Source organism: Thermogutta sp. (assembly GCF_014359955.1).
In the GTDB taxonomy this organism is placed as follows: domain Bacteria; phylum Planctomycetota; class Planctomycetia; order Pirellulales; family Thermoguttaceae; genus Thermogutta.
This window is the reverse complement of record NZ_JACIYL010000292.1, coordinates 1-4953: the sequence shown is the minus strand read 5'-3', so window position 1 is coordinate 4953 and position 4953 is coordinate 1. Positions and strand designations below refer to the sequence as shown.

The 4953-nt window shown below is 58.8% G+C and carries 3 protein-coding genes; all 3 read left to right on the top strand.

Annotation, left to right across the window (positions count from 1 at the left end; translation table 11 throughout):
• Positions 1-118 precede the first annotated feature (118 nt).
• The 3 genes from H5U08_RS10115 (at position 119) to H5U08_RS10105 (ending at position 4810) form a co-directional block, all read left to right on the top strand.
• Complete coding sequence (locus tag H5U08_RS10115) at positions 119-1144, top strand: bifunctional oligoribonuclease/PAP phosphatase NrnA (RefSeq protein ID WP_297032655.1); 1026 nt, start codon at positions 119-121, stop codon at positions 1142-1144.
• A gap of 312 nt (positions 1145-1456) precedes the next feature.
• Positions 1457-2086 (top strand): Rieske (2Fe-2S) protein, encoded by a 630-nt coding sequence (locus H5U08_RS10110; protein ID WP_297032651.1) that lies wholly within the window; start codon positions 1457-1459, stop codon positions 2084-2086.
• Between the two features lie 156 nt (positions 2087-2242).
• Complete coding sequence (locus tag H5U08_RS10105; protein ID WP_297032649.1) at positions 2243-4810, top strand: cytochrome b N-terminal domain-containing protein; 2568 nt, start codon at positions 2243-2245, stop codon at positions 4808-4810.
• Positions 4811-4953 lie beyond the last annotated feature (143 nt).

The window sequence follows — 4953 nt, the reverse complement described above, 5'->3', positions numbered from 1 at the left end:
TGCTGAAAAGGATCGCCAATGCCGGAGGTAGAAACCTTCCTCGGCCCGGTTGTTCGAAAACAGCGACGATCTGGGTGGATGCCGAAAGAAACTCTGAACACGAATAGGGAGAGACCTCGTGTCGTGTGAACAAGCCCCCAAAATCGCAACCACGCCGCTGGTTGTCGATTGGCCCCGCCTCCTGCAGGTCTTAAACGAACACCAAAGGTTTTTGTTGACCACGCATATTCGCCCCGACTGCGATGCCATCGGAAGCGAGCTTGCTCTGGCAGATGTGCTGCGGCAACTGGGGCGGCAGGTGGCTTGTGTCAACGCTTTCACCGTTCCCCCTGCCCTGCAATTCCTCGATGAAAACCAGGAACTCATCGAACTGTGCGATCCCCGAGCCAAAGAGGAGATTGACCGGGCGGATATCCTGGTCGTTCTCGACACAACGGCCTGGGCCCAACTGGGCGACATGGGCCCTGTCATCAAGGAGTTTTCCCGCAAAAAAATCGTCATCGACCACCATGTCAGCGGCGATGATCTGGGGGCGGAACTTTTCAAGGACACCCAGGCCGAAGCCACCGGCCGAATTATTGCCGAGCTCGTGCGGCGATTGGGGCTTCCCTTCACTCACCGGCTGGGAAAACTGCTGTTTGCGGCCGTCGCCACGGACACCGGGTGGTTCCGGTTTAATTCTGTTCGGGCAGAAACGTTCGAATTGGCGGGCGAGCTTACCAGGGCTGGCGTTGCCCCGGATAAACTTTATCGGCAGCTTTTTGAAAACGAACGTCTGGGGAGATTTCGACTGATGGGGCGGGCCATGGCTCGGGCAGAGACAGAGCTGGATGGGCGCATCATTCACTCGTACATTTTGAACACCGATTTCGCCGAGACCGGGGCGCTGTCTTCTGACACCGAAGACATCATCAACACGACGCTGACCGTGGCGGGGACGGAGCTGGCTCTCATGTTCATCGAGCACGTACCAGGACAGTTCAAGGTCAGCTTTCGCAGCCGGTGTCACGTCGATTGCAGCCGTCTGGCAGCGGTGTTTGGGGGCGGAGGGCACAAATCGGCGGCCGGTGCCACGGTTCCCGGACCGCTGGATGCCGCCCGCGCCCGCGTGCTTGACGCTGCCCGTCGGGCCATGCAACAATAGTCATGCCTGCCGTACCCGACATGGAGTGTTTACAGGATGGGCAGGCCGACGTCCCGGCAAGCCCAAATCCCAGGCAACTCAACGAGAAGATGCTGCACCTATGGCGCCCGAGGCCCCATTCAGGCGAATAAAGCATCTGGATCGACCACGCGGTGAGGGCAAGCACAGAAACGGGTAATGATGGCCGGTCAAACCAATGCCGTTCCTTTATCGTAGAAGGAATCGCTCAACTGGGCTTGCAATAACCTGGTGAATGCTAACCGGAAGCTCAACAAACCGGAAGCTTCGTCGGCACGTTACCGGAGCCAAGCCATGCAACACAATGAAATGTCGGGACAATCCCGCGAAAGCTCGCCATCGGCTTCTTTGCCGCCGTGTTGTGCCGGGGCAAATGGGCCTTCTTCGGCCCCGAACCGCCGCGGTGTCCTGGGCAGCCTTATCGCCTGGATCCTGGGACTGATCGCACTCGGCCCCTCGCTGGTGACCGGCTTGGTTGCTTTTTTGGCGCCGTTGCGGGGTGGCCGCAAAGGCGGGCTTCTCGTTCGGCTGACCACCCTCGACAACCTGCCCAAAGATGGCTCCCCGAGAAAGTTCCCGATCGTGGCGGAGAAGCGCAACGGCTGGACCCTCTCGCGGGAACCAGTGGGGGCTGTCTATTTGCGGCTTCTGCCTGATGGCACGGTCCAGGCCCTCCACGTGGTATGTCCCCACGCGGGCTGCGCTGTCGAGTACCGCCCGGGACAGGGTCAGGGCAACGCTGGTGAGTTTTTCTGTCCCTGTCACCTTGCGCGATTCGATCTGAATGGCAAACGTTTGGACGCCGTCTCCCCAAGCCCACGGGACATGGATACTCTCTCAGTAGAGGTTCGCAACGGACAGGAAGTTTGGGTAGAATTCCAGAACTTTCAGGTCGGAACAGCCCAGAAGATCCCCATCGCCTGAGATATGCCATCACTTGACCTGTTGTGCGACTGCGACACAAAAGAGTTGCGCGAATAACGGAACGCGTATCTCTCTGGCGTGTTGGGCTCCGTCGGAATCGGGGTATTCAGGAGAGACAGCAATCTCAACCCTTTGACCGCTGGTAAAGGTGAATCGATGAGTTTCGCCGATTGGTTGGATGATCGGACTGGCTGGCGTTCAATCTGGCGGGCAAGCTGCGGTGGGGGCTGCGATGCTTTCGGCCGCTGCTGGTGGCCCATCTGCCTTTCCGTCATTTTCTTCCTCCTTGTCCAGCAGGCCATCACGGGATTTTTCCTCTGGATATATTACAGCCCCTCCTCGCAGACGGCCTGGGAAAGCGTGTACTTCATTCAATACCAGATTCCCCTGGGCTGGTTGTTGCGCGGTCTTCACTACTGGGGGGCCCAGGTTCTTGTTGGCTTTCTGGCGTTGACAATCCTCATTCGCATTTTCACCAGGTTCTACACAGCACCCCGGGAATGGGTGTTCTGGACTCGGCTGCTCCTTCTGGCGTTTGCTCTCGGCGCGTGTCTGACGGGCGATCTCCTGCGCTGGGATCAGGAGGGCTACGCCGCGACGCAAACACGGGTGAGCTTCCTCATGCTTCTGCCCCAGATCGGCGGCGCTCTTTATCGGCTGGCGGTGGGCGGGGCTGAATTTGGACACCTCACTCTGACGCGATTCTTCGCCTTGCATGTGGCGGTCTTCGGCATCGGGATCTGGCTTCTGGCCCTGGCGCATGTGGCTCTTTCTCGCCGGGCTGCGCGAGCCGTGGAAGAGCGCCCGCAGGATTATCCTCGGGCCAGGCCCGACCCGCGGTTTCCCGTGCTTATTCAGGGAGTGGCGTGCCTTGTGACGCTGGCCGTGATCTTCCTCCTCGTTTGTCAGCGGGGACTCCCCGGCCTCGGTTCGCTGGCCGCGTGGCAATCGCCAGCAGAACACATGGGCGCACCACTGGGAGCCCCTGCCGACACCGACCCCGCCCATTTCTACGCAGCGGCTCGCCCTGAATGGTCCTTCCGGGGACTGTACGGTTTTTCCAATATTTTCCCCGGCGAATTGAAAATTCTGCCAATCTTCGTCATCCCCGGCTTGATCGCCATCCTGGTCATCCTCATGCCCATTCTTGGACGATGGCAATTGGGTCACGTCTGGAATATCCTCGTCACGCTGGTCATCGTGGGAGGGCTGGCGTACTTCACGTATACCTCCTATCGACACGACTGGCTGGATGCCGATTTCCAGAAAGCGCGGGCAGCCGGAGAAGAAGAAGCCAAACGCACGGTGGAGCTCATTGCTTTGCGAGGGGGAATTCCACCGGCCGGAGCGCTCAGTTTGCTTCGCGAGGACCCCAAGCTGGAAGGTCCCCGCCTCTATGAGCAGCAATGCTTGAGTTGCCACAACTTTTCAGGTCCCGATCCGTTGAAGATGATCGGCGACAATCCCAGTGCCCCGGATCTTTATGGGTTTGCCACTCGGGAATGGCTGAAAGGGTTTTTCGATCCCAAGCAGATTTCCAGTGCAAAGTATTTTGGAAATACGCGGTTTGCCGCGGGCGTGATGGTTCGCTACGTCGAGGAACGCTTCACCAAGCTGCCTCCCGAAGATCAGGAAGCCGTCATCGCTGCGCTGTCTGCCGAAGCGCGGTTGCCGTCGCAGCGGGAAATGGATCGTCGCGACGCCGCATTGATCGCCCGGGGACGGCAAATCATCGCCAGCCAGGAATGCGCCCGCTGCCACCGCTTCTACGACGCCGGTCCGGTGGGCCAGGCCCCCGATTTAACCGGATATGGATCTCGCGAATGGCTCATTGGAATCATCGCCTCCCCGCAGCATGTGCACTTTTATAGCCTTCGCAACGACCGAATGCCGCAGTTTGTCGAAGACGCCGCACGGCCAGAGAAAAACCGATTCTCCCCCACCCAGGTGAGCGTTCTCGCCGACTTCCTCCGCGGAGACTGGCCGGAAAAATCGGCTGACACACAGGAGAAGGAAAAAGAGGAAGCGGCTCCCCCACCGGCCACATTTGTCCTCGGCCAGTGGGAAGCTCGCAAGCGAGAGCTCCCGGCGCGACCCACAGGTGATCGTCAGGCGGAAGCACGATGGCTGTGGGAATTCGCCCAGTGCTCACTCTGCCACGGTCTGTCGCTGCCGGAAAACGGGATTCCGGCCGTCTCGACCGCTGCACCCGACCTGGGAGGCTTCGCCACCCGTGAGTGGATCGCCGGTCTTCTCGATCCAAAACAAATCGATTCTGACAAATACTTTGGCAAGACAGCCTTTGCCAAGGGCGACATGGTCGAGTTTGTCAAAGGAAACCTTCGCGAACTGATCAGCGACATCGGAAAAGAAGAGTTCGACAAGCTCATCGACGCTTTGGCCGCCGAAGCTAAGAAAGATTGGCCCGACGGCCAAGAACCGCCTGAACCCGATCAGGATACTCTCTATCTTTTTGAAGATTTCACATGTGCAGATTGCCACAAGTTTTACAGCGTGGGTGGCGGATCCGGCCCGGATCTGACCGGCTACGGATCAAAGAAGTGGATTGCCGCGTTCATTGCCGACCCCAAGTCCAAGCGGTTCTATCCCAAGACCAATGATGGCATGCCCTCTTACCACGTCTTCCCGGACACACCGGGCAAGAATCTGCTGACAAAAGAGGAGATCGATATCCTCGCGGAGTTCCTCGCTCCGAAAAAATAGGCGAGATACTTTCTTCGCCTGCTTCTATCACAGTTGCGCGCGGGTCGGATTGTCCACGTCGGACAACTGCCCCGCTTCACGCTTGGCCCGAGCGCCATGAGGAAAATCTTGATCCATCGTTTCACGGGATCGCTCCACTCTTC

Bases quoted from the DNA above. Each gene is read 5' to 3' on its own strand.
- H5U08_RS10110 (WP_297032651.1), top strand. From the start codon at position 1,457: ATGCAACACAATGAAATGTCGGGACAATCCCGCGAAAGCTCGCCATCG.
- H5U08_RS10105 (WP_297032649.1), top strand. From the start codon at position 2,243: ATGAGTTTCGCCGATTGGTTGGATGATCGGACTGGCTGGCGTTCAATC.